The following is a 22,388-nucleotide window of genomic DNA, read 5'->3' as shown; positions in this document are numbered from 1 at the left end:
TACTACTCAACAACCTACAGCTTTTGGCTTTTTATTATGCTCATTATGATGTTGCTGCATCAGAGCATGTTGCCTGTTTCCCCATTATTTTCAATTGAGAAACATTATCAATTAAATCGGCCACTTTTTCCAGTATCAGTGACATGTTTTATATAACGTCTCAGTTCCGATTTGGATGACAGCGCGGGCAATTCTATACAAAATCATCCACCTGCAACAGGCTTATGGTCAGAAGTTGAGACAATTTCCTGCACAATCAAGCTGCCCACCATGTCGCCCTCGACATTGACGGTGGTGCGTATGGTGTCCAGCAAGCGGTCTATCGGTAGCAGGATCGCGATCGCTTCCGCCGGCAGGCCGACCGATTGCAGCACCATGACCATGGTCACCATCCCCGCGCTTGGAATGCCCGGAGCGCCAAGCGACGCCAGCATCGCCATGAAAAACACTATGAGCTGCTGGACCAGATTAAGTTCAACCCCGGCCAGGTTGGCGATGAACAAGGCAGCCGATGCCTCGTACAATGCCGTGCCGTCCATATTGATGGTGGCCCCCAACGGCACCACAAAGCCGGCGATGTCGCGCTTCACCCCCAGCTGCTGCTCGGTGCAGCGTATCGTCACCGGCATGGTGGCGGAGCTCGAGCTGGTGGCAAACGCCGTCACCAGGGCATCCCGCGCGCCTTTCCAGAAGGTCCATGGCGTCACCCGCGTCACCAGATACAGGATGCCGGGCAGGATGATCACGCCGTGCACCAGGGTAATGCCGACGACCAGCAGCATGAACTCGCCCATGCTCGCGAACAGGCTGGCATCCTGCGTTGCCACCAACTTGGTGAGCAACGCCATGATGCCGATGGGCGCCAGGCGCATCACCCAGCCGACCACCATCATCACGAGGTCGAAGGCTTCCTGCATGATATTGAGGAAATTACGGTAGCACTCGCCGCCGATTACGATGGCAATGCCGACGATCAGGGCAAAAATCACCACCGCGAGCACATTGCTCTGGGCCAGCGCCGCAAACGGGTTCTGGAACAGGCCGAGCAGGAATTTGCTGAAAAATTCGCCCACCGTCAGCTTTTCGCTGTGGAAATTCTGCATGGTATCGGCAAACATGCCGAGGTGCATGCCAGCGCCAGGCTTGAAGATATTGGTCGCCACCAACCCCAGCAGCACGGCAATCGCCATGGATATGCTGAAGAACACGAGGGTGGAAATCCACACGCGGTGCATCTGCTGATGCGCCTGCAGGCTGGCGACGCCCACGACAATCGAGGTGAACAGCAAGGGCACCAGCACCATCTTGAGCAGCCCGATGAAAACGCCGCCGGCCATGGTGCTGGCATACAACCCGGCTTCCTGTGCCGTCGAGCCCGGGTCCAGGCTGCCCAGCAATAATCCCAACCCTACGCCCAATACTGCGCCTAGCAATATCTGCGTGTTGAGGCTGGGTAACTTCATGCTGGCTCCTTAAGCAGTGAGTTCGAACACCGCAGCAAAGAAACCGTCGGTCTCATGTTGGTGCGGCAGCAATTTCAGATAGGCCCCAGTATCCAGTTCAACCTGTTGCTGCGCAAGGATTTCTGCCGCATTGACCAATGTAAACTGCGGATGCGCGGCCAGGAACGCTTCCGCTACCTGCTCGTTTTCTTCCGCCAGCAGGCTGCAGGTGGCATAAATCAGCCTGCCTCCCGCCTTCACGAGCTTGGCCGCTCTGGCCAGGATCGCCGTTTGCTTCGCGGTCAGTTCCGTGACGTCGTTGGGGGTCTGCTTCCATTTGAGGTCGGGGTTGCGGCGCAAGGTGCCCAGCCCGCTGCACGGCGCATCCACCAGCACGCGGTTAAACTTGCCGTTGAGGCGCTTGAGCTTGGGGTCGCTCTCGCTGCTGATGAGCTGGCTGTGCAGGTTGGACAGGCCGGAGCGCTTGAGGCGCTGGCCAAGGTTGTGCAAGCGCTTTTCCGATACGTCGAAAGCGTACAGCCTGCCGGTATTGCGCATCAATGCGCCCAGCGCCAGGGACTTGCCGCCGGCGCCGGCACAGAAGTCCGCGATCATCTCGCCGCGGCGCGGCGCCACCAGCAAAGCCAGGAGCTGGCTGCCTTCGTCCTGCACCTCGATCTTGCCGTCGGTGAAGAACGGATGGCGGTTGATGGACATACGCTGCGGCAGGCGGATGCCGGTCGGGGAAAATGGCGTAGGTTCCGCACCGGCCTTTTCGCTGTTGAATCGTGCCAGTACTTCATCACGATTGCTCTTGACCAGGTTGACGCGCAAATCGAGGCTGGCGGACTTGTGCATGCTGCGCGCGATCGCCAATGCCTCTTCCGCGCCATATTGCGACTCCAGCCGCTGCCACAGCCATTCGGGCAAATCGGCCTGGATCGCAGGGCTCAGGCCCTCCGTCGACTTGGCCTTGATCTCGTGCGCCCATTCCTTCTGCTGCTGGTTCAGCAGCTCGTCCAGTTCGCGCAGGCTGTTGCCCTGCACGCGCACCAGCCACGCCACCAGCAGGCGGCGCGGGTCTTCATTGCCGGCCAGATAGGCCAGAAACGACCTGCGGCGCAGGACGCCGTAGACCGCCTCGGCAATCCAGGCGCGCTCCTTGTTGCCAAGCTCGCGGTGATCGCGGAAAAACTTGCCCAGCTTGGCGTCCGCCGGGCCGGGGTTGCCCAATACATCCGCCAGGGCGATGGCGGCAAGCCTCAATATGTTCTGGTTCATACACTCACTTCAATAAATCTGTCGATATCCGGGTGGCAAGCTGTTCGATCACGCTGCCATCCTCTTCCGTCTTGCGCATTTTAACCGGCAAGTAGTGATAATCCACCGCCAACCACAATTCGGTCTTTTCGCTGCCATCCTCTCCGGTCCTGGCAATATGCCAGGCACGCACCGCGCCAAACTCGGTTTCCAGGGTTTCCTCGCCCTCGAAACCGTAACTGTACTCGCTGAGCTTCTTGCCGTTGCTGATATGCAGCGTCATCTGCTCCAGCGGCGGCAGGAAAATGAACTGGTACATAAAGCTGAGCAGGTCCTGCGACCCTTCCGGCAGATCAACGGTTTTTACGCCTTTGACCGTTTCCAGGGTGACTTTGCGTTGCTCCCAATCAAACCGCGACTGCTGTTTCTTGTTGTCCCCCTTGCCATACTGGTAAGAGAAATAGTCCGGTTGCAGGCCGTCCGCAGTGACCCGGCCCTCGCTCCGCTGCAGCAGTTTGCCCGACACCACCAAGGCTGCCAGGCCCTTGGCTTCGGTCGTGCTGGTCAGCTCATAGCGCCCGTCCTCGTGCATGCGGTAGCTGACCTTGGTCGCGCCGATCTTGTTGCCATTCTCGCCGCGCAACACGACGAACTCGGTATCCACATAGGTGAACGCTGGCAATTCGTGCGCCTCCGCCTCCACTGCATCGGCCATGCCGGCCTCTTCAACCGGCGGCTCCAATGCCTCAGGCCCGGCCGCATCTATCGCAGCGCCATCCTCCCGAGCGCCTTCCTCTGCCATGCCGACCGCTGGCAGCTCAGCCGGCGGCTCCTGCGACGATACCGGCTCTTCAGCGCTCGCTGCCGGTGCCGCCGGTTCAGGTTGAGCCTTTTTTCTCTCACGCCTTGCCTGGGGCTTGGGCGTTGGCGGCAACTCGGCAACCGGGGCGGCTTGCAGGTGCACCTGCTGTACCTGGTTGGTTGATTCGGCGTTATCCGGCTTGGCAAAATCCAGGCTGGGAAGCTGCCAGTATTCGCTTCTCAGGATCATTAAGTGGAAAAGCAGTGAAAGCAGCAATGCCAGCGCCAACCCGGCAGGCAGGCGCTTGATGAAAGTGTTGCTGAAAACGCTACTCCACATCAATGCCCGTAAGCACCTGCTCTATTTTGCTGCCTTTATCGTCCACCATCATGAGCTTCACGGGCAAGTAATGCTGCTCAACCGCGAGCCACAACTCCTTGCCGTCTTCGTCAGATACCGCTTCGCTCAAGTGCATGACCTTGAATTTGCCCGCGCCGACCTCCAGCGATTCATCCTTGGCGTCGATATGGTAATGGTAGGTGCGCAGCTTCTTGCCTGTCGTCACGGGCAGCTTAACCTCGCTGCCGGAGGGAGGCGCGAACATGAACTGGTAGATAAAGCTGCTGATATCCTGCGCCCCTGCTTCGAGGGGCACGGTATTGAGCTTGCCCTTGACCTTCATCTTGAGCTGGTTGCCCGCCCAATCGAAATCGGTATACAAGGAGCGCTTTTCGTTATCGCCCTGATGCAGCTCGAAATGCTCGGGCTTCAATCCTTGCGCCGTCACTTCGCCCTCGCTGGTCAACCTGCGCTCGCCGAACAGTGCATAGACGCCTATGCCCTTGGTCACGCTTTCGATACGGTAGCGGCTGCCTTCCTGGCGGTAGGTTTCGCTCACCGTCGCAAACGGCTGGCCGTTGCGCGTGGCTTCATAGGTGAGCTTCACCTGTTTGGGCGCGGCCACCGCCAGGTTGCTCACGCAAAGCAGCAACAGGCTCAGGGTAAGGATGCGGGATATGGACATAAGGCCTCCTGGAACATGAAGGGCGATGCATTGCATCGCCCTGGATCAGCACTTCGACCTGAAGGATCGTTCAAGTGCAGGCAAACATTCTGTTGGCAACAGAATATTGCTTTAGTTCTTTACACGACCACAGTCGGCGCTTCGCCCGGTGCCTGCGCACGGATGCGCCCGATCTCCCACACCTGCTCGCCCTCGGCCGACAACAGCGCCTTGGCGGCTGCGGCATCCTGCGCCGATACGATCACCACCATGCCGATGCCGCAGTTGAACGTCCGGTACATTTCCTGGTCCGTGACATTGCCTTGCTCCTGCAACCAGGAAAACAGCGGGGGAATCTCCCAGCTGCCCTGGCGCACCTCGGCGGTCAGCCCTTCGGGCAATACGCGCGGTACGTTCTCGGTAATGCCGCCGCCGGTGATATGCGCCATGCCCTTGACCTTGATTGCCTGCAGCAGCTTAAGGATAGGCTTCACATAGATGCGCGTGGGCGCCATGACCACGTCGCGGAACGGACGGCCGTAGAAATCGCTATCCAGATCGACGCCGGAAAGATCGAGCAGCTTGCGCACCAGCGAGTAGCCGTTGGAGTGCGCACCGTTGGACGCCAGTCCTAGCACCACGTCCCCCTCGGCGATAGTGGAGCCGTCGATCAGAGCATCCTTGTCTGCCGCCCCGACGACGAACCCCGCAAGGTCATACTCGCCAGCCGGGTACATGCCGGGCATTTCCGCTGTCTCGCCGCCGACCAACGCACAGCCGGATTGCTCGCAACCCGCGGCAATGCCTTGCACCACTTGCGCCGCCGTATCGACATCCAGCTTGCCGCAGGCGAAATAGTCGAGGAAGAACAAGGGCTCGGCACCCTGCACCAGGATGTCGTTGACGCTCATGGCGACCAGGTCTATCCCTACCGTATCGTGCTTGTTGAGCTGGAAAGCCAGCTTGAGCTTGGTGCCGACGCCGTCGGTGCCTGACACCAATACCGGATTCTTGAATTTCTTAGGCACTTCGAACAGGGAGCCGAAACCGCCGATGCCACCGAGCACTTCGGGACGCATGGTACGTTTTGCGAATGGCTTGATTCTCTCAACCAGGGCGTCCCCGGCCTCAATGTCCACACCGGCATCGCGATAGCTAATCGAGGTTTTTTCAGAATTCAAGTTGAGTTCTCGCTTTCCACAGGATAAATTTAGATAATCAACGCGTAATTTTACCTGATAATAGTGCGCAAACGATAATAAAGACCTCGGCAGAAACATGATGCGGCAATGCCGCCCTGCCAACATTAGTTCGTAAGTGAATCCATATTGAAACAACTACTGCTCGATATCCAGCCGCCCGCAGCGCCCAGCCTGGACAACTTCGTGACTGGCCGCAATGCCGAGGCGCTGTTCCAGTTAAGGCGCACGGTGCTTGAAAACGATGATGCGCGCTTCATCTACCTCTGGGGGGAAACCGGCTGCGGCAAAACCCACTTGATCCAGGCCTGCAACGCGCTCGCCAGCGCCTCCGGCCTCGACATGATCTGCGTCGACGACGTGCATGTGCTCTCCGATGACGACCAGGTGGCCTTGTTCGACCTCTACAACCAGTTGCGCGAGTCCGGCGGCAGGCTGGTGGTGAGCGGGATTGCGGCACCGGGGCAGATGGGGTTGCGCGACGACCTTGCCACCCGGCTGGCCTGGGGGCTGAGCTACCAGTTGCACCCCCTCAGCGACGAGGAAAAAACCCAGGCATTGAAGAACCACGCCGAAGCGCGCGGCATGAAGCTGCCCGACGAAGTGCTGGACTACTGCCTGCGCCACCTGCGCCGCGACATGCCCAGCCTGATCGCGACCATCGACGCCCTGGACGAGTGGTCGCTCACCGACAAGCGGGCCGTGACCCTGCCCCTGCTGAAGCAATTGCTGCAAGTCTCCACCACCCAATAGGAAATCTCCTCATGGCCATCTTCCGCTGCAGTCGTTGCAACTTTATCGAAGAGCTCGACGCCAGCCTGGTCGGACATGATGCGGCCTGCCCCAAGTGCCAGCACCGCAACAAGGTATGGGATACAGCCTTTTTCGTCGGCAAGCTCCTGGACAAATATTTCGCCCTGCACCAAACCGTAAAACGGTTGCAGGACGGGCAAACCGCAGAGACTGATGCGACAGAGGCTGGCGCACAAACGCCCCATGACTTCTCCAACACGGAAATGTTGTCCAGCCCCAGCCAGTCGCAACCCATCCTGGCATGGTTCGAGCGCAAGAAAATCTCGGTCGACATCAACCCCAAGGCCGTGGACACCACCGGCTTCTTTGATGAGGTCGCCAACGCCATTGCCGAGGACTACGCCACCTTGCGTCCCCTGATTGCGCAGATATGCCGTGCCTACAAGGAAAACTACAACGGCACCACCATCAAGCTGGAAAACCGCAAGCCCGACGAGATCAGCCGCATCACGCGTTTTTGCAAGCAGCTGCATGACTATTCCTTCCTCAGCCGCCTGGTACAGCAGAAAAGCGAGAAAAGCCTGCGCCTGATCCTGCAACCGTCCCCCGTCATCCGCCAATTCTTCAACGGCATCTGGCTGGAATGGTATGCCCTGATGCAGGCGCTGGAGTTTGCCGACAAGCGCGACGTGCCGTTCTCCTGCGCGCGCAACGCCAAGATCGCCCTGCCCAATGCCGATGTGCACGAACTGGACGTATTTTTGCTGCTGGAACAGAAAACGCCGATCTGCATCGAATGCAAGACCGGGGACTACAAGCCCTATATCGAGAAATACCGCCTGCTCAAGAAGAGCCTGGGACTGCAGAAATCGCAGTTCCTGCTCTGTATCGCCGACCTGCCGGACGAGCATGCGCAAGGCCTCACCAGCATGTACGACATCACATTCACCAACCAGAAGAACCTGCTGACCCACTTGATGCGGCTATAAGACGGGCTGGAAGTTTGCTACCATAGCAATAACCCTTATTGGAAAAGGAGTATTACCATGGCGACCATGAAAGCTGCTGTTTTCGTCTCCCCCGGCAAAATAGAATTACGCGACAAGCCCGTCCCTGAAATCGGCCCGCTGGACGCCTTGATCCGCATCACCACCACGACCATCTGCGGCACGGACGTGCACATCCTCAAGGGCGAATACCCGGTTGCGGCAGGCCTGACCGTCGGCCACGAGCCTGTCGGCATCATTGAAAAGCTGGGCTCGGAAGTACACGGCTTCAAGGCGGGCCAGCGCGTCATCGCAGGCGCGATCACGCCCAGCGGCTACTCCAATGCCTGCCTGTGCGGCATCGGCGCACAGGATGGTCCGGACAGCCCGCACGGCTTCAAAGTGGCGGGCGGATGGAAATTCGGCAACACCATAGACGGCAGCCAGGCGGAATATCTGCGCGTGCCGGACGCCATGGCCAACCTGAGCCCGATTCCCGACCATCTCAGCGACGAGCAAGTCCTGATGTGCCCCGACATCATGTCGACCGGCTTTTCTGGCGCGGAGCGCGGCAATATCAAGATTGGCGATACGGTGGTCGTGTTCGCGCTGGGCCCGATAGGCCTCTCCGCCGTCGCAGGCGCCAAACTGCTGGGCGCCACCAAGATCATCGGCGTGGATTCAATTCCCGAACGCCTCAACATCGCCCGCGCGCTGGGCGCGGACCATGTCGTCAACTTCAAGACCCACGACCCGGTGCAGGAAATCCTCAAGCTGACTGAGGGACGCGGCGTGGACGTCGCGATCGAGGCGCTGGGCGTGCAACAGACGTTCGAATCCTGCCTGCGCGTGTTGCGTCCGGGCGGCACCTTGTCCAGCCTGGGGGTCTATTCCTCCGACCTCAAGCTGCCGCTGGACGCGTTCGGCGCCGGCCTTGGTGACTTCACGATCGTGTCCACCCTCTGCCCTGGCGGCAAGGAGCGCATGCGTAGGCTGATGGATGCGGTCGGATCCGGCCGCGCGGACTTGAGCAAGCTGGTGACCCATCGCTTCAAGCTCAGCGAAATCGAGGACGCTTATGACCTGTTTGCCAACCAGCGTGACGGCGTGATGAAGGTGGCGATCACGCCCTAGTGCGCCGTCCCGCTAATAACTTGCGGCGTTGCAAATATTGACGGATAGCACACTAATCTCTCAGTTCTCAGGCTCGCGCTAGGCAAGCGTAATGGCATGATGGCCGCTATGTCCCTTGTTGTCATGCCACTCCACGCTCACGGTATCGCCCGCCTTCGCATCCGCCACGTAAAAAATCAATTGCGGATCGCTGGCAATACCTGTGCCCCATTGCGCTTCCAGCACCTGCTGCCCATTATGGCTGACCTGCACCAGTTGGATGAAATGCGCGGAAACCGCCTGGCCCGACCCATCCAGCCTATGCCCGTTCTCCATGGGATGGAACAGCGAAAGCGTGACTTCGGCCACACCATGCCTGAGCCGTGCCTGCATGCCGGTACTGTTAGCCGCGGACGTCACTCATCGCTCCCGCATTCGCCACAGCAATATAGCGGCTGGCCTTGTAATACATGCCATTGGCCTTGACCACCACTTCAATGGACTGGCTCTGCGCAAGCCGGATGCGCGTGACGACATAGGGCTGCGCCCCATGGCTGAAAGTGAAGTTGGCAAGCAAGGGCACAGCGTTCTTCTCGGCAAACAGTGCGATGGCTTCCGTGCCTGGCAACCGGCTCATGATTTCCACTTGTATGCTGGTGCCGTCTTCGGCCGAAGCCGGCGCCACGATCTCGATCTCATCCTGCCGGGTGCTGACCAACTGATCCGACGGTTGCGAACCAGGTCCAATGTGCCCAGCTTCCATGGCTGGACGGCCCCAGCTGGCGGCCACTGCCTGCCACGGCATCAGCATACATGCCGCCAGCCACTGCAACAGCGGACGCCGCCCGGCTTTAGTTAATGATTTCATCAATTCGGCCTCTTGTCGTCGAGCTGCAGCCGTAGCTGGTTGAGGCGCGCCTCGACAATGGATTTTTCGTAAAAGTCGCCGTCCGTCGCTTTCGCCGCCAAGTCCATCTGTTCCACGGCGCCGCGCAGGTTATAGCGCCGCGCGTAAGCCTCGCCCTGCGCCTGGTGCATGAGCAGCGATTTGCCCTGCATGCTGTAGACGCGCGCCTTCAATTCATAGAAATAAGGGTCGTCGGGAAACCGGCCCTGCTTGTCGGAAATCAACTGCAGCAGTTTTTCCGATTGCCTGGAGCCCAGCAAGTGCTCGGCATAGCCATAAATCAACGCACGGTGATCGGGGTAGCTGCCCAATGCCTCAAGATATCGCTGCTCCGTCACCACAGGTGTTTGCCCTGCCACGGCGACCTTGGTTGCCACGGTCTCTATCATGGCGTTCGGGACGGCATTCTTGCGCAGCCAGGCAACTTCCTCGCGCGCGCCGGCAAGGTCGTTCTTGCGCAGCATCGCCAGCGCGATGCCGTAATGTTCCGCAGCGTCGCTGGCATAGCGCTTTTCCTGCAGATTGATGCGGAAAATGTTGATGGCGCTGTCCGCAGTGCCGATGTTCGCAAGCAGCTTAGCCTTGACGAAATAGAACTCCGGGGTTTCCTGCACCGCACGGAAACTGCCTTGCTCCACGCGGTTGCGCACATCGGCAATCCGCTCCACCGTCAGCGGGTGGGTGCGCAAAAATGCCGGTGCGCTGCCTTCCGAGAACCGCGTGCCTTTTTGCAGCGTTTCAAAGAAAGACGGCATCGCGCGGGTATCGAAGCCCGCATCCGCCATGATCTGCAAGCCGACGCGGTCCGCCTCGCGCTCGTGTTCGCGCGTATAGTCGATCTGCTTCTGGATCGAACCTGCAGTCGCGGCGGTTAGCGCGCCCCCCGTCAATTGCGGGTTGCTGCGCGCGGCGAGCAGCGCCAACGCCATGGTCGCCATGCTGATGACGGAATCGTTCTTCTGCTTGGCCAGCATGCGCGCGAGGTGGCGCTGCACCACGTGCCCGATCTCGTGGCCGAGCACCCCGGCGACTTCCGATTCGTTCCTGGCGGCCAGCAATAAGCCGGTATGCACGCCGATCACGCCGCCGGGCATGGCGAACGCGTTGATGCTGTTGTCCTTGACCACGAAGAAATTGAAGCGCTGGTATTTGTCCGGGCCGCTGGCCGCGAGGCGGTGGCCGAGGGCATCAATGTAGTCGTTGACTTCCGGATCTTCCAGCACCTGGCTGCTGGCATAGACGTCGCGCATGATCTCATCGGCAATGCGCTGCTCGTCGAGCGGCGACATGACAGTGGCGGAATAGTCGCCAAGCTCGGGCAAGCCGTCTGCAAGCGCGATTGGCGCGAAGCCGGCAAGGAATACGATTGGATAAAGCGCTTTCATCATTGCTATGATAGCAACCTCAAGCACCAAGTTCACTAGCGCCGGACCATGAATCCGCCGGCCACAACGCAGGAAACCGCATGAGCAAGCTCACCCATTTTGATGCCAGCGGCCAGGCCCATATGGTCGACGTTGGAGAGAAAGCCGAAACCAGGCGTGTTGCCATTGCGCATGGCAGCATCCGCATGCAGGCCGATACCCTTTCCGCCATTACAGCAGGCGATACCAAGAAGGGAGACGTGCTGGGCATTGCCCGCATCGCCGCGATACAGGGTTCAAAGCGCACGGCTGAATTGATCCCGCTCTGCCACCCGATCCCGCTCACCCGGGTAGGCGTGGAGTTCAGCGTTGACAGCATCGAAAATGCCGTGCATTGCCAGGTGACGGCGGAAACCGTCGGTCGCACCGGCGTGGAAATGGAAGCGCTCACCGCCACCAGCATCGCCTTGCTGACGATTTACGACATGTGCAAGGCCATGGACAGGGGCATGGTCATCAGCGAAATACGCCTGCTGGAAAAACAGGGCGGCAAGTCGGGGCACTGGCAGGCTAGTAAACCAGCTAGCCTCCTTTAATCCTTTTTGCGCGCACGCGGGTGCGCCGCATCATATACCTTGGCAAGATGCTGGAAATCCAGGTGCGTATACACCTGCGTGGTGCTGATATTGGCATGCCCCAGCATTTCCTGCACCGCGCGCAGGTCGCCGCTGGACTGCAGCACATGGCTCGCAAAGCTGTGGCGCAGCATGTGCGGATGCACGTTGCTGCTGATGCCGCGCTTGATTGCCCATTGCTTGATGCGGTACTGAATGGCCCGGCCGCTGATGCGTTGCCCGTTGCGATTGAGAAAAACCGCCTGTTCGTTACTTGATGTTGCAGGCTGGCGTACCGCCAGCCAATCTTGCATGGCCTGGATGGCATGGCGGCCCATGGGCACGATGCGCGATTTGCTCCCCTTGCCCAGTACCTTCACCGTTCCTTCACGCAGGTTCAGGTCCTCGATATTCAATCCGGTCACTTCGGAAAGCCGCAAACCGGAGGAATAGAACAGCTCCAGGATGGCCTTGTCCCGTACCGAGAGTATGTCCTCACCTTCCATATCCACCAATTGCACCGCCTGGTCGATCGCCAATGCCTTGGGCAGGGACTTGGGGGATTTAGGCGCGCGCATGTCATGGCAAGGGTTGCAGCTTGCGCCATGACGCTTGACCAGGAAATCGAAAAAACCGCGCCAGCCCGAAAGGTGGCGCGCAATCGTTTTGCCGCTCAGGCCCCGTCCGTGCAGGGCGGCGATGAAGCGGCGGATATGCGATGGCTGCAGCGCATCCAGCGCCAGCCCGGACTTGAGGTCGAACAACAGCTCCAGGTCGCGCTGGTAATGCTTTACGGTGAGCGGGCTCAAGCCCCGCTCGAATCGCAGGTACTCCAGATAACGCTGCAGCTCATCCACGTTTTGCACGGCTGCTTTACACGGCGATATGCCGCAACAGGGCGGCACTGACCAGCTCGCCTATGCGCTTGAGGTAGAGCGTGCCCATATCGGGGTAGAAGCGTTTTTCGTCATCGCTTGCCAGGGCCAGCACGCCGAACACCTGTTCCGCCTTGAGCGCCATGACGGCAAAGGAAGCAGGCCTCGCCTCTGTGCCGAACCACCCCTGCAATGGCATGCCGGGCCGGTTGCCGCAATAAGGCGTCGCCAGTCCCTGTGCCCAGCGCTGCAGCTCCTGGTCGACGCTGGCGAAAGCAGGCAGGCTGCCGTTGCCGCCGTCGCGCGGCTGCGCCCACAGCCGCAAGCTCACGTACGGCACCTGGAAATCCTCGCGCAAGCTGTGCTCCAGCAGGCTGACCAGCACCTCCAGGCGCTCCGTCGCCAGCAGGCCCAAGCTCAGCCTGTGCACCTTTTCGCCGATCGCGTCGTTTTCCTCGCCATATTTCACCAGTTGCGCAAGCTTGGCGTCCAGCACACGGATGCGGTCGCGCTGCGCCAATTGCTGGCGCTCGGCGAGAGAAATCGTCCCCTGGCCGTGCGGGCTCGGCAGGTAGAGCTCGGCAAGCAAGCTGGTATGGTGCTCGAAGAACTGCGGATGGGCGCGCAGGTAGCTCGTTACCTGGTATTCCGTTGCCTGATGTTCGTTGTTCTGGTCTTGTGCTTCCATGCTGACTCCTTGAATCGCCATTACTGGCGGGTAAACGCGGCCAAACCGGTTCCGGCTCACGGCATTGTCCGGCATTACTCAATTGTAATGCCTGCAACAGGACGCTTGGCCAGGATTGCTTAGGCTTTGCCAGCCGCTCTAAATATCGATGCTGCCCTCGAATACGGTTTCGGCAGGGCCGGTCATCCAGACCGGCTGACGGCCTCCGTCCCAGGCGATGTTCAACTCGCCGCCCCGAGTGACGACCCTGACCGGAGACTGCAGCAAGCCGCGTCTGATCCCGCTCACCACGGCCGCACATGCGCCGGTCCCGCATGCAAGGGTCTCGCCGCTGCCGCGCTCGAACACACGCAGGCGGATGTGATGGCTGTCCAAGACCTGCATGAATCCTGCGTTGACCCGCTGGGGAAAGCGTTCATGACGCTCAACCAATGGCCCCAGGCTTTCCACCGGCGCCGTATCGACATCGCCGACCACGGCCACGGCATGCGGATTGCCCATGGAAACCGTGGAAATTTCCAAGGTCTGGCTTGCGACTTGCAGCGAGTAAGTCACCGCTTCCCGGTCGGCGATAAACGGCACTTCTTCCGGCTCGAAACGTGGTTCGCCCATGTTCACCGTAACCAGGCCGTTGTCTTCCAGCCTGGGCAGGATGATGCCGCGCGCCGTCTGCACCCGGATTTCACGCTTGCTGGTAAGGGCCTTGTCGTGCACAAAGCGCACGAAGCAACGCGCACCGTTGCCGCATTGCTCCACCTCGCCGCCATCGGCATTGAATATCCGGTAGCGAAAGTCGACGCCTTCCATGGTCGGCCGCTCCACCAGCAGCAGCTGGTCGAAACCCACGCCGAAATGGCGATCGGCAAGGCAGCGGATCGTTTCCGCATCCAGACTGACCGGCTGGCTATAGCCGTCGATGACGATGAAATCGTTGCCTATGCCCTGCATCTTGGTAAAACTAAGTTTCATATCCTGCCTTGCAATGAGGGCAATCCACCTATTCTAGGCAATTGCCGTACGTACGTGAAATCCGATTTCCCCTTGCCTCTATGCTTCGCGCGGCTTGCCGTGCGGCTTGGGCTGCTTGAACCTGCGGTAGCTCCAAAGATATTGCTCGGGGCACAGTCTGACCAACTGCTCTATGCTCTGGTTGATATTGTCGGGCGTAGGCTCCAGCTCAAGCGGGCGGATATGGATGACATAACCCTTCCCCCACGGTAAGCGCTCCCCGAACGCAAGCAACACCCTGGCACCCGAAGTGCTCGCCAGCTTGCCCACCAGCGTCATGGTATATGCCGGCGTGCCGAAGAAATCCGCCCAAACGCCCTCGCCAAATTCAGGCACCTGGTCGGGCAATATGCCGATGGCCTCGCCTTGCTTCAAGGCCTTGAGCAAGCTGCGCACCCCGCTCAGGCTGGTGGGCGCCTGCTTGATCTGGCTGCGGTTGCGTCCCTCGTCGATCAGGGGGGCCAGCCACTGCTGGCGCGCCGGCCGGTATAGCACGGTGATCGGGTGCCGCGCCGCATAATAGAGCGCGGTAATTTCATAACAACCCAGGTGGGGAGTGAGGAAAATGATGCCTTGCCCTTGCTCGCGCGCGGCTTCCACGTGCTCCCAGCCGCGGCACTCCCCGACCCAGGGCAACACCTTTTCCTGCGGGCGGAACCAGATGGCAAACGTCTCGACCAGGCCCTTGCCGGTTTCCAGGACGCTGCGCCTCACCAGCCTGCGATACTCCGCTGACGATGGCGCGATGCCCGCCACGTTAAGATTTTTGCGCGTGCGGCGCAGCACCTTCTGGGAAAAGAAATAGAGCCCCCATCCAGTCAGCACGCCGACCCCATTGATGATGGGCAAAGGCAGCATTGCCAGAATGCGTAATAATGCTTTAAGCATGTACTTCTTTTTGAAACACCATGATTTTGCTATTCTAACAACCTTTTGCATAATTGATTTGGCAGGAGCTCATGAGCGAATACCTATTTACATCCGAATCCGTTTCCGAAGGCCATCCCGACAAGGTCGCCGATCAGATTTCGGACAGCATTCTGGATGCGATTCTCGAGCAGGACCCTACTGCGCGCGTGGCAGCGGAAACTTTGACCAATACCGGCTTGGTCGTGCTGGCAGGCGAAATCACCACGACTGCCAACGTCGATTACATCAAGATCGCACGCGACACCATCAAGCGCATCGGCTACGACAACGCGGACTACGGCATCGACCACAAGAGTTGCGCCGTGCTGGTCGCCTATGACAAGCAGTCCCCGGACATTGCCCAGGGTGTCGATAACGCCAACGACGACCCGCTGGACCAGGGTGCTGGCGACCAGGGCCTGATGTTCGGCTATGCCTGCGACGAAACACCGCAATTGATGCCATTGCCTATCTGGCTCTCGCACCGCCTGGTGGAACGCCAGTCCCAATTGCGCAAGGACGGCCGCCTGCCCTGGCTGCGCCCTGACGCCAAGAGCCAGGTCACCATCCAGTATGTCGACGGCAAGCCGCACAAGATCGATACCGTGCTGATTTCCACCCAGCACGCGCCCGACATCGGCCTGGATCAAGTCCGCGAGAGCGTGATCGAGGAAATCATCAAGCCTACCCTGCCGCAGGAGCTGATCAAGGGCGACATCAGGTTCCTGGTCAACCCGACCGGGCGCTTCGTGATCGGCGGCCCGCAAGGCGATTGCGGACTGACTGGACGCAAGATCATCGTGGATACCTACGGCGGCGCCGCACCCCACGGCGGCGGCGCATTTTCGGGCAAGGACCCATCCAAGGTTGACCGTTCTGCCGCCTATGCCGGCCGCTACGTCGCCAAGAACATCGTCGCTGCAGGCCTGGCTTCGCGCTGCCTGGTGCAGGTTTCCTATGCCATCGGCGTCGCCAAGCCCACTAGCGTCATGGTGGAGACCTACGGCACGGGCAAGGTATCGAACGAGGTACTGACCCAGCTGGTGCTGGACCACTTCGACCTGCGCCCCAAAGGCATCGTCAAAGCGCTGGACTTGCTGCGTCCCATCTACTCCAAGACTGCAGCCTATGGCCACTTCGGACGCGACGAGCCCGAGTTCAGCTGGGAGGCAGCTGACAAGGCTGCAGAACTGCGTGCGGCAGCAGGCCTCTAATCAAGAGGCTGCTCAATAGCCAATGTAAGCTGGCCCAGGAATACTGAAAAAAATCCCTGTCAGCCAGCTTCGCATTGGCATGTTTATCCACAAGCTCGATATATCTGGATCAACCATCCCTTCTGGCGTGGCGCCTTTCATATCACCGAACAATCGGAGATAGACAAACTCATCAGTAGTGGCGCCCAGCCCGAGATCACACTCTGATCTGGACAAACGACATCTGCTATTCCTGACTCTCAGCAGTGACATAAGCCCGATAAAGCCACTATAATGGCGCCTCTACCGAGGAACGTTGCAAGGATATCCATCCCCAGGCTCGGTACCGCAGCGCAAGCTGCGCAAACGGCGTTCACCAGATTGACACGTACCGGTCATGAGATGGTGAAACGCACGAATTCCTGCCTCGCCTCTCCCACTGGTCACACATTCCATATGGACACGACAGTGTCGCGTTGTTTAACGTTTTGAAGGATGAATACTGTGGCTAATACCCAAGATTACGTTATTGCCGATATCAAGCTGGCTGAATGGGGCCGCAAGGAAATTGCGATTGCCGAGACCGAAATGCCGGGCCTGATGGCGATCCGCGAAGAATACGCGGCGACCAAGCCGTTGCGCGGCGCTCGCATCACCGGCTCCCTGCACATGACCATCCAGACCGCCGTGCTGATCGAGACCCTGCGCGACCTCGGCGCGGAAGTGCGCTGGGCTTCCTGCAACATCTACTCCACGCAGGATCACGCCGCCGCCGCCATTGCAGCGCAGGATATCCCGGTCTTCGCCGTCAAGGGCGAAACCCTGGACGAATACTGGGACTATACCCACCGTATTTTCGAGTGGGCGGATGGCGGCTACAGCAACATGATTCTGGACGACGGCGGCGATGCGACGTTGCTGCTGCATCTCGGCACGCGCGCCGAGGCGGATGCGACCATCCTCAACCATCCCGCCAGCGAGGAAGAAACCAGCCTGTTCAACGCCATCAAGGCCAAGCTCAAGCAGGACAAGACATGGTATTCCACACGTTTGTCCAAGATTCTCGGCGTCACAGAGGAAACCACTACCGGCGTGCACCGCCTCTACCAGATGCACAAGGAAGGCAAGCTGGCCTTCCCCGCCATCAACGTCAATGACTCCGTCACCAAGTCCAAGTTCGACAACCTGTACGGCTGCCGCGAATCCCTGGTCGACGGCATCAAGCGCGCCACCGACGTGATGGTGGCCGGCAAGATTGCCGTGGTCGCAGGCTATGGCGACGTAGGCAAGGGCTCCGCCCAGGCATTGCGCGCCTTGTCCGCCCAGGTATGGGTGACCGAGATCGACCCGATCTGCGCCCTGCAAGCGGCGATGGAAGGCTACCGCGTCGTCACCATGGATTACGCCGCCGAACACGGCGATATTTTCGTGACCGCCACCGGCAACTACCATGTCATCACACACGACCACATGCTCAAGATGAAGGACCAGGCGATCGTCTGCAACATCGGCCACTTCGACAACGAAATCGACGTTGCCTCGATCGAGAAATACCAGTGGGAGGAAATCAAGCCCCAGGTCGACCACGTCATCTTCCCTGACGGCAAGCGCATCATCCTGCTGGCACAGGGCCGGCTGGTCAACCTGGGTTGCGCGACCGGCCACCCCAGCTATGTGATGAGCTCCTCGTTCGCCAACCAGACCATTGCCCAGATTGAATTGTTTACCAATACTGCCAAGTATCCGGTAGGCGTTTATACTCTGCCCAAGCATCTGGACGAAAAAGTGGCGCTATTGCAATTGAGGAAGCTGAATGCCCAGTTGACCACCTTGACCGATGAGCAGGCGGCTTACATCGGCGTGGCCAAGCATGGTCCATTCAAGCCAGACCACTACCGCTACTAAGGGCGGCCAACCAACACTCGGTGAAACCGATCCTGGCCAGGCGCTCTGCCGCAAGCAGAGCAACAACGCCAAGAATGTTTTGTGAGGCGCTCCAAGCATAATGCCCGGCCCATTGCCGGGCACTGCATGTCTTTCACCCAACTCGCCCAGCAGCACCGGGCATACTCAAGGAGAATAGCAATATGAAACTCTTGATTGTGTGGTTGCTCAACGCCCTGGCCCTGCTTGCAGTGGCTTATGTCATTCCGTCCATCCACGTAGCCGGACTGGGCAGCGCCTTGATCGCCGCTGCGGTGATCGGTTTGGTCAATTTGCTGATCCGGCCGGTGCTGGTCGTCCTGACATTGCCGGTCACCGTACTGACGCTGGGCTTGTTCCTGCTCGTCATCAACGGCCTGCTGTTCCTCTTCGTCGGCCACATACTGAGCGGTTTCGAAGTGCAGACGTTGCTGGGCGGCATCCTGGGCGCCGTGCTCTACAGCCTGATTTCATGGGCGCTCATCTCCCTGATACTGGGCACCAAGGATTAAGAACGGCCAACAAGACTCTCCTGGCATTGCCCTGCCGTACTACTTGTACTGCCTGCGGCAGGGCGTCTAGCCAGGATTGCTTCACTGAGTTTTGCTAACCATCCAAGCCACACTATTAACAACGCATTCGCATGGTTTTTAAATGAAAACTGCCCCTACCATTAGTTTCGAGTTTTTCCCGCCCAAAACGGCAGAAGGCATGGCAAAGCTGCGCGCCGCGCGCGACCAGCTTGCCGTATTCAACCCCAAGTTCTTCTCGGTCACTTTCGGCGCAGGCGGCTCCACGCGCGACCGCACCCTGGAAACCGTGATCGATATCCAGCAGGCCGGATACGAAGGCGCGCCGCACCTATCCTGCATTTCGGCCGACAAGGCAGAAATCCGCGCCCTGCTCGAACAATACAAGCAGCAAGGCATCAAGCGCCTGGTGGCATTGCGCGGAGACATTCCCTCCGGCGAAGTCAGCGCCGGCGATTTCCGCTACGCCAGCGAACTGGTGGCCTTCATCCGCGCCGAAACCGGCGACTGGTTCCAGATCGAGGTGGCGGCCTACCCGGAATTTCACCCGGAATCCTCATCGCCCAGCGCGGACCTCAGGCATTTCAAGCAAAAAGTGGATGCGGGTGCCGATACCGCCATCACGCAATATTTCTACAATGCGGATGCCTATTTCCGCTTCGTCGACCAGTGCGAGAAATCGGGCGTCGCCATCCCGATCGTGCCGGGCATCATGCCGATCTACAACTTCACCCAGCTCGCGCGCTTTTCCAGCGTGTGCGGCGCGGAAATCCCGCGCTGGCTGAGGTTGAGGTTGCAGGACTACGGCGACGATCTCGCCTCATTGCGCGCTTTCGGCGCCGAAGTGGTCGAGGATTTATGCGAACAGCTGCTTGCCGGTGGCGCGCCGGGACTGCATTTCTACACGCTGAACCAGGCAGGCACCATCAGCTCCATTCTTGAGCAACTGGGCGCAGGGGAGGAATAACAGATTTGCCGGAGGCCGGACAGCCTCCGGATTGCAAGATGTGAAAAATATTGCCTCAGTGCAAGGTCGGACGGTGGTCGTTGAACATGGCATCCTCGACAAACAGGTAATCGCTTGCCTTGTCCTGGTTCCACAACGCCATCAATACGATCCAGCGCGTCTCCTCCAGGCCGATTTCGGGCTGCGACAATGCCATCGCCCGGTCGATCACCAATTCGCGCTGGGCTGGCGTCAATACCTTGGCCTGCTCGAGAAACATCATGAAGCTCAGGCTGTCGGCGCTTAGCTTCTTGGTCTCGGCTTCGCTATAGATACGGAGTCCAGCGGTGCCAAGCTGCGCCTCATCACCTTCGGACATCGACTCCAAGGCGCTGTACCAATCAAAAGCGCCATTGATGTCTTCCTGGTCAAAACCTGCTGCGAATAATTCTTTAGAAAGTGTTTCGTGGTCGGGATGGATATCTGACTCAAAGTAGTTTTCAAACATATACACCAGGACTTCGAACATACATTCCCCAATCAAAATGACCCGGGTGACCCTGCGATATATCCAAACACTTGGCAGATCTTGAGAATCGCCATGAGGTTGTGTTGATATTGTTCACAGAATTAGGCGATACGCTGGAAACGCCCTCCCGGTAGAGAGGTTACCTTACCTTCCAACTCCAGCACCAACAGCATGGCCGAAAGGCGCTCGGTCGTCAAGCCGCTTCTTGCGGCCAGCGTATCCAGGCTGGCCGGGTCGTATCCCAGCGCCTCAAGCAACGGGTCATGACCATTCTCTACGGGCGGCTCAATAACTGAGGAGACAGGGAGTAAAGATGGGGAAATTTTCATCTCGTCGAGAATATCCTGCATGCTTTCCACCAGTTTGGCGCCCTGCTTGATGAGCTGGTGGCACCCCTTGGCCTGCGGAGAATGGATGGAACCGGGAATCGCGAACACTTCGCGCCCCTGCTCCGCTGCAAGCCGCGCCGTGATCAGCGAGCCGCTTTGCAAGCTGGCCTCAACCACCAGGCAGCCTTGGCTCAGGCCGCTGATGATGCGGTTGCGGCGCGGGAAATTCTGCGCGCGGGAAGGCGTTCCCAATGCGAACTCGGAAATGATCAGGCCTTGCTCGGCAATCTGGTGCGCTAGCGCGCGATGCCTTGCGGGATAGACGATATCCAGGCCGGTGCCCACGACTGCGACCGTAGCGCCGCCGGCCTGCAAGGCGCCTTTGTGCGCGGCGCCATCGATGCCCAAGGCCATGCCGCTGACAATGCACAAGCCCTGCCTGCTCAAGGCAGCCGCAAATTCCTCGGCGTTCTTTTCCCCTTGCGGGCTGGCGTTGCGGCTGCCCACTACCGCGATCGACGGCATATTGAGCAGCTCCGGCCTGCCTTTTGCATAAAGCAGCGGCGGAGGATTGGGAATATCGAGCAGGGATTGCGGATAGCATGCGTCCGCGAGAGTCACCAGGTGGTTTCCCGGCTGCTGCAGCCAGGCAGAGATGACAGCCTGTTGCTCGGGATCGGGGCCGCTCGCGATAGCATTCGCCACGGCGTCCGGCACAATGTCGCGCAGGCGTTGCCTGCTGGCGCTGTAGATTTGTTCGGGGGAACCGAAGGCCGCCAGCAATTGGCACAACGCCTGGCTGCCGAGGCCAGGCACCAGGCTCAGGCTGACCCAGAGCCCGGCTTCTTCATAGCTGGTGCCGTCTATGGCTTCTCCACCACATCCAGCACATTAACTGGTTCGGTGGCCTGCATGATGAGGGCGTAGGAAATCTTGTCGAAAGTGCGGAATACCATGGCCAGCCCGATACGCTCGTTGGGCAGCTTGATGTTCTCAGGCTCTTTCGACTCCTTGTTCTTCTTGTCGTATTTAGGGTTCTTGATCACCCGGCCGTTGCGGTTGATGGCGAGCACATGCCCTTGCTCCAGCCCGTCGTCGCTCCCCTTGCTGATGGCAATGATGGTGTTTCGCCCGGCTTCGGCCACCCCGCCGTAGATGGAAAGGATGCGTCCCTTGACATCGGCTTCCGGCGCCTGTGGCACGAAATTGGTTTGCAGGCTCTCAGGCGCGGCCACCAATTTGTCGTTGGCAAAAATTTCTTCCTTGGCGCTGACGATGTCGCCGCTGGCAGGCTCGCCATACTTGGTGATCCTGGCGTCGCCCAGATAGATCGCCTCGGTGCCGAGCACGGCCTTGGTTTCGGGGTCGATGTAGGTCTTGCCTGCGCGGTAAATATTCCACAGCGTACCTTCACCTTCCGCAATCTTGTCGACATAGACGCGCGAACCGGGGCTCAGCACCACGCGATTCTCCGGCCCCGCGACTATGCTCGGCGCATCCTTGAGCCCGTCATTCTCGATAATCAGCGGCTGGCTGAGGAAAGGCGCGATGACGCTGGGCGAAATGGCGGGAATCGCCTCGGCTTCGAGCTTTTCGCTGCGGATGCCCGGCGACAGGCTGACTTCGGGATTGGCTACCGTCTCGCGCAACAGGCGCAATTCCGGCGAACCGCTGCTCACATCCAACACAACCACATCGCCGGGATAGATCAAATGCGGGTTCTTGATCTGCTCGCGGTTCATTTTCCATACCTGCGGCCACTGCCACGGGTCCTTGAGGAAACGCCCCGAAATGCCCCACAAGGTATCGCCTTTGACGACAACATAGCGATCAGGATGATTGGCTTGCAGCTTTACCTCGTCCGCCATGACAGGCAAAATCGGGCAACAAAGCATGAGCAGCGTTATAATGTGTTTATACATAATGTATATCTTAACGGCAGGCGTAAGGATTCATTTAATATTCTGTAACTTGCACTGGATTCTGCATTCAATCTATTAATCAAGCAAGCGTTC

The 22,388-nt window shown here is 59.2% G+C and carries 24 protein-coding genes and 1 riboswitch; of the genes, 9 read left to right on the top strand and 15 right to left on the bottom strand.

Features of this window, described 5'->3' with window-relative positions; all coding sequences use genetic code 11:
• Positions 1–203 precede the first annotated feature (203 nt).
• From ACJSDX_RS09685 to purM, 5 genes are all read right to left on the bottom strand, one after another.
• On the bottom strand, positions 204–1,463 hold the full coding sequence (locus ACJSDX_RS09685) for a dicarboxylate/amino acid:cation symporter (RefSeq protein ID WP_407994529.1): 1,260 nt from the start codon (positions 1,461–1,463) through the stop codon (positions 204–206).
• A gap of 9 nt (positions 1,464–1,472) precedes the next feature.
• Complete coding sequence (locus ACJSDX_RS09680; RefSeq protein ID WP_407994528.1) at positions 1,473–2,723, bottom strand: RsmB/NOP family class I SAM-dependent RNA methyltransferase; 1,251 nt, start codon at positions 2,721–2,723, stop codon at positions 1,473–1,475.
• 4 nt (positions 2,724–2,727) lie between these two features.
• Positions 2,728–3,843, bottom strand: coding sequence for a DUF3108 domain-containing protein (locus ACJSDX_RS09675; protein WP_407994527.1), 1,116 nt, complete (start codon positions 3,841–3,843; stop codon positions 2,728–2,730).
• A complete protein-coding gene (locus ACJSDX_RS09670) occupies positions 3,833–4,528 on the bottom strand; it encodes a DUF3108 domain-containing protein (RefSeq protein WP_407994526.1) in 696 nt (231 codons plus the stop codon). The genes ACJSDX_RS09675 and ACJSDX_RS09670 overlap by 11 nt, the downstream gene beginning before the upstream one ends.
• A gap of 119 nt (positions 4,529–4,647) precedes the next feature.
• On the bottom strand, positions 4,648–5,688 hold the full coding sequence (gene purM / locus ACJSDX_RS09665) for a phosphoribosylformylglycinamidine cyclo-ligase (RefSeq protein WP_309564125.1): 1,041 nt from the start codon (positions 5,686–5,688) through the stop codon (positions 4,648–4,650).
• 147 nt (positions 5,689–5,835) lie between these two features.
• Here purM and ACJSDX_RS09660 point away from each other — a divergent pair, with 147 nt between their 5' ends.
• Genes ACJSDX_RS09660 through ACJSDX_RS09650 form a run of 3 tightly spaced genes read left to right on the top strand, consistent with a single transcriptional unit; the run spans position 5,836 to position 8,579 of the window.
• On the top strand, positions 5,836–6,459 hold the full coding sequence (locus tag ACJSDX_RS09660; protein WP_407994525.1) for a DnaA regulatory inactivator Hda: 624 nt from the start codon (positions 5,836–5,838) through the stop codon (positions 6,457–6,459).
• An 11-nt stretch (positions 6,460–6,470) separates the two neighbouring features.
• Positions 6,471–7,448, top strand: a complete 978-nt coding sequence (locus ACJSDX_RS09655; protein ID WP_407994524.1) for a PDDEXK family nuclease — start codon at positions 6,471–6,473, stop codon at positions 7,446–7,448.
• Between the two features lie 57 nt (positions 7,449–7,505).
• Positions 7,506–8,579: an NAD(P)-dependent alcohol dehydrogenase gene (locus ACJSDX_RS09650; RefSeq protein WP_309564122.1), complete on the top strand. Its 1,074-nt coding sequence runs from the start codon at positions 7,506–7,508 to the stop codon at positions 8,577–8,579.
• 78 nt (positions 8,580–8,657) lie between these two features.
• Here the strand turns inward: ACJSDX_RS09650 and soxZ are convergent, their stop codons facing one another.
• Genes soxZ through ACJSDX_RS09635 form a run of 3 tightly spaced genes read right to left on the bottom strand, consistent with a single transcriptional unit; the run spans position 8,658 to position 10,853 of the window.
• A complete protein-coding gene (soxZ, locus tag ACJSDX_RS09645) occupies positions 8,658–8,978 on the bottom strand; it encodes a thiosulfate oxidation carrier complex protein SoxZ (protein WP_407994523.1) in 321 nt (106 codons plus the stop codon).
• A complete protein-coding gene (locus ACJSDX_RS09640) occupies positions 8,962–9,426 on the bottom strand; it encodes a thiosulfate oxidation carrier protein SoxY (RefSeq protein WP_407994522.1) in 465 nt (154 codons plus the stop codon). Before ACJSDX_RS09640 ends, soxZ begins: the two co-directional genes overlap by 17 nt.
• Complete coding sequence (locus ACJSDX_RS09635; protein WP_407994521.1) at positions 9,426–10,853, bottom strand: M48 family metallopeptidase; 1,428 nt, start codon at positions 10,851–10,853, stop codon at positions 9,426–9,428. The genes ACJSDX_RS09640 and ACJSDX_RS09635 overlap by 1 nt, the downstream gene beginning before the upstream one ends.
• 77 nt (positions 10,854–10,930) lie before the next feature.
• Between ACJSDX_RS09635 and moaC the strand changes: the two genes are divergently transcribed.
• Positions 10,931–11,425, top strand: a complete 495-nt coding sequence (gene moaC, locus ACJSDX_RS09630; protein ID WP_407994520.1) for a cyclic pyranopterin monophosphate synthase MoaC — start codon at positions 10,931–10,933, stop codon at positions 11,423–11,425.
• Here the strand turns inward: moaC and xerC are convergent.
• From xerC to ACJSDX_RS09610, 4 genes are all read right to left on the bottom strand, one after another.
• Entirely contained in the window at positions 11,422–12,300 is an 879-nt protein-coding gene (gene xerC, locus ACJSDX_RS09625; RefSeq protein WP_407994749.1) for a tyrosine recombinase XerC, read from the bottom strand. The genes moaC and xerC overlap by 4 nt on opposite strands.
• A gap of 16 nt (positions 12,301–12,316) precedes the next feature.
• Entirely contained in the window at positions 12,317–13,006 is a 690-nt protein-coding gene (locus ACJSDX_RS09620; RefSeq protein ID WP_407994519.1) for a DUF484 family protein, read from the bottom strand.
• A 138-nt stretch (positions 13,007–13,144) separates the two neighbouring features.
• The gene (gene dapF, locus ACJSDX_RS09615) at positions 13,145–13,975 is read right to left on the bottom strand and encodes a diaminopimelate epimerase (protein ID WP_407994518.1); all 831 of its coding nucleotides are present in this window, start codon (positions 13,973–13,975) and stop codon (positions 13,145–13,147) included.
• Between the two features lie 78 nt (positions 13,976–14,053).
• Positions 14,054–14,902 (bottom strand): lysophospholipid acyltransferase family protein, encoded by an 849-nt coding sequence (locus ACJSDX_RS09610; protein WP_407994517.1) that lies wholly within the window; start codon positions 14,900–14,902, stop codon positions 14,054–14,056.
• A gap of 71 nt (positions 14,903–14,973) precedes the next feature.
• On the opposite strand from ACJSDX_RS09610, the gene metK reads away from it, so the two are divergent.
• From metK to metF, 5 genes are all read left to right on the top strand, one after another.
• Complete coding sequence (gene metK / locus ACJSDX_RS09605) at positions 14,974–16,137, top strand: methionine adenosyltransferase (protein WP_407994516.1); 1,164 nt, start codon at positions 14,974–14,976, stop codon at positions 16,135–16,137.
• A 40-nt stretch (positions 16,138–16,177) separates the two neighbouring features.
• Complete coding sequence (locus ACJSDX_RS09600; RefSeq protein WP_407994748.1) at positions 16,178–16,300, top strand: DUF3391 domain-containing protein; 123 nt, start codon at positions 16,178–16,180, stop codon at positions 16,298–16,300.
• A 118-nt stretch (positions 16,301–16,418) separates the two neighbouring features.
• Positions 16,419–16,498: riboswitch (S-adenosyl-L-homocysteine riboswitch) on the top strand.
• 113 nt (positions 16,499–16,611) lie between these two features.
• Positions 16,612–18,021 (top strand): adenosylhomocysteinase, encoded by a 1,410-nt coding sequence (gene ahcY, locus ACJSDX_RS09595; RefSeq protein WP_407994515.1) that lies wholly within the window; start codon positions 16,612–16,614, stop codon positions 18,019–18,021.
• A gap of 182 nt (positions 18,022–18,203) precedes the next feature.
• Positions 18,204–18,551, top strand: coding sequence for a phage holin family protein (locus ACJSDX_RS09590; RefSeq protein ID WP_407994514.1), 348 nt, complete (start codon positions 18,204–18,206; stop codon positions 18,549–18,551).
• A 142-nt stretch (positions 18,552–18,693) separates the two neighbouring features.
• A complete protein-coding gene (metF, locus tag ACJSDX_RS09585) occupies positions 18,694–19,536 on the top strand; it encodes a methylenetetrahydrofolate reductase [NAD(P)H] (protein ID WP_407994513.1) in 843 nt (280 codons plus the stop codon).
• A gap of 55 nt (positions 19,537–19,591) precedes the next feature.
• Here metF and ACJSDX_RS09580 read toward each other — a convergent pair whose 3' ends face one another.
• The 3 genes from ACJSDX_RS09580 to ACJSDX_RS09570 form a co-directional block, all read right to left on the bottom strand.
• A complete protein-coding gene (locus tag ACJSDX_RS09580; protein WP_407994512.1) occupies positions 19,592–20,044 on the bottom strand; it encodes a Smg family protein in 453 nt (150 codons plus the stop codon).
• Between the two features lie 101 nt (positions 20,045–20,145).
• Entirely contained in the window at positions 20,146–21,189 is a 1,044-nt protein-coding gene (gene dprA, locus ACJSDX_RS09575; protein WP_407994511.1) for a DNA-processing protein DprA, read from the bottom strand.
• Between the two features lie 47 nt (positions 21,190–21,236).
• The gene (locus ACJSDX_RS09570; RefSeq protein ID WP_407994510.1) at positions 21,237–22,295 is read right to left on the bottom strand and encodes a LysM peptidoglycan-binding domain-containing protein; all 1,059 of its coding nucleotides are present in this window, start codon (positions 22,293–22,295) and stop codon (positions 21,237–21,239) included.
• Positions 22,296–22,388: the final 93 nt, after the last annotated feature.

This window comes from Methylobacillus draconifructus (assembly GCF_045984355.1).
Taxonomy (GTDB): Bacteria; Pseudomonadota; Gammaproteobacteria; order Burkholderiales; family Methylophilaceae; genus Methylobacillus; species Methylobacillus flagellatus_A.
Note: the sequence above shows the minus strand (reverse complement) of the source record. Positions and strands in the feature narration are given on the sequence as shown.